The following is a 1,870-nucleotide window of genomic DNA, read 5'->3' on the forward strand; positions in this document are numbered from 1 at the left end:
CTTTAGGTGGGAGATATCTGTTTGGCAAAAAACCAAAGGGACGCACTCCTAGTGCTTATCAAATCAACCCTGCCCCAATCAGTCCTGCTAGTAATAGCAATGCTAATACTAGCAATACTAAAAATAGCAATACTAGCAATACTAATAATAGCAATGGTAATAATGGTAAGGCCAAGAGGAAGTAAGAGCAATACTAAGGCTGATGGAGTCAAAGCTAAGGTGAGAATGGTAATGGAATCAATCCTAATGCTAATGGAATCAAAGCTCATGATGGGAATGGTAAGGCCAATGGAGTCAAAACTGATCTCAATGGAGTCAAAGCTCATGATGGGAATGGTAAGGCCAATGGAGTCAAAGCTGATGATGGGAATGGTAAGGTTGATGACAACAAAGCTAATACCAAATAATGGTGATGGCAGGAACGGTAAGGCCAATACCAGGAATCAGCAATGACAACCTTTAATACCATCAATGGTTGTAATGTTATGAGTAATGCTAATGGTAACCATATGAGTAATGCTAATGGAGTCAAAGTAATACCAACACCAAGTAATAGCAACGACAACCATACTAAGCCTGATGATGGTAAGCTAAGAGAAAGTAAGCATGAAGGGTAATGCTAATGAAATCAAAACTGATGGCAATACCAAGTAATGCCAATACCAACCATGCCAAGCCTGATGATGGTAATGCCAACAACATAAGAGGAAGTAAAAAGAACTAATAAAAGGAGGTGAAAAGAGAACTTGTGATAAACCCACTCTCATTGATAATAGATCAGATTGTTTATCACGTGCGAAATGAATCTGATTGCATCATCTAAACTGAGTTTGTTTGGTTTAGATTGAAATGATTTTAAATTGAATCTATTCTAATTTGGACTTGAATTGATTTTGAATTGATTAGTTTAAATCTAAATCTCATTTTGATTGTTTGATTTGAATCTGAAATTGATTTGATTGATTTGTTTTGAATCTAAAATTGATATTGAATCTGATTGGTTTGGATTTTATTTGGCTTGGATTGAATGATCTCAATCTATTCTAATTTGGACTTGAATTGGTTTTGAATTGAATCTGAATTGATTGATTTAAATCTAAATCTAAATCTGATTGATTTGGATTGAATGATCTCAATCTATTCTAATTTGGAGTTGAATTGGAGTTGAATTGAATCTGATTGGTTTGATTTGAATCTGAAATTGATTGATTTGTTTTAAATCTAAAATTGATATTGATTTTGATTGATTTGTTTTGAATCTGAATCTAAATCTGATTTTAATTTTAATTTTGGTTTTGAATTGATTTTGAATTAGTTTTGAATTTGAATTGTTTGATTTGTTTTAAATCTGAAATTGATATTGAATCTGATTCTGGATTGAATCCTTTTGATTAAAGACATCATTTTATTGTTTGAACACTTTGAGAAACCTTCAAGCTTGAACCCCCGTTAATACCCGATTGAGCTACGTTGTCATCATAGGAACTTGGGGAGGGGGTAATAATCACACTAAACTAATAAGAAACATCAATCCAAAACAAATCATATGAAATTCAAGATGATGATTTTCATATGATGGAATTGATGATCTATGATAGCATTATAATATCAATGTCAATGGAATTATTTCTATGAAAGCGATTCTCAAGAATAAGCAACCGCTTTGGAAATACCTAACGTCTAATTTCTAGCATATCCTTGTGTTCTTTTGTAAGCCTAGTAGGTTCTTTAGTATAAAGATTGACTAAGGTTTGCATTTCATTTTCACTCATATTGTTTTTACAATAATCTAAAAAATCCTTCTTGAATTCATCTTTGGAAATTGCCATATTTTGATTTTCAATGCGTTTTTTCTCAAAAAAATCTAGCA

2 protein-coding genes and 1 pseudogene are annotated in these 1,870 nt (G+C 32.2%); 1 reads left to right on the forward strand and 2 read right to left on the reverse strand.

The genetic code is table 11. From position 1 onward, the window contains the following. Positions 1-2: 2 nt before the first annotated feature. Complete coding sequence (locus tag BKH42_RS09355; RefSeq protein WP_143428615.1) at positions 3-434, reverse strand: hypothetical protein; 432 nt, start codon at positions 432-434, stop codon at positions 3-5. A 15-nt stretch (positions 435-449) separates the two neighbouring features. On the opposite strand from BKH42_RS09355, the gene BKH42_RS09630 reads away from it, so the two are divergent. Beyond that, positions 450-617 carry a hypothetical protein gene (locus tag BKH42_RS09630; RefSeq protein ID WP_180673968.1) on the forward strand — a complete coding sequence of 56 codons (168 nt, stop codon included), beginning with the start codon at positions 450-452 and terminating at the stop codon, positions 615-617. A 1,056-nt stretch (positions 618-1,673) separates the two neighbouring features. On the opposite strand, the pseudogene BKH42_RS09635 reads toward BKH42_RS09630, so the two are convergent. After that, positions 1,674-1,870 (reverse strand): annotated as a pseudogene (locus BKH42_RS09635) (hypothetical protein); the annotation flags it as partial.

The sequence above is a fragment of the Helicobacter sp. 13S00482-2 genome (genome assembly GCF_002272795.1).
Taxonomy (GTDB): domain Bacteria; phylum Campylobacterota; class Campylobacteria; order Campylobacterales; family Helicobacteraceae; genus Helicobacter_J.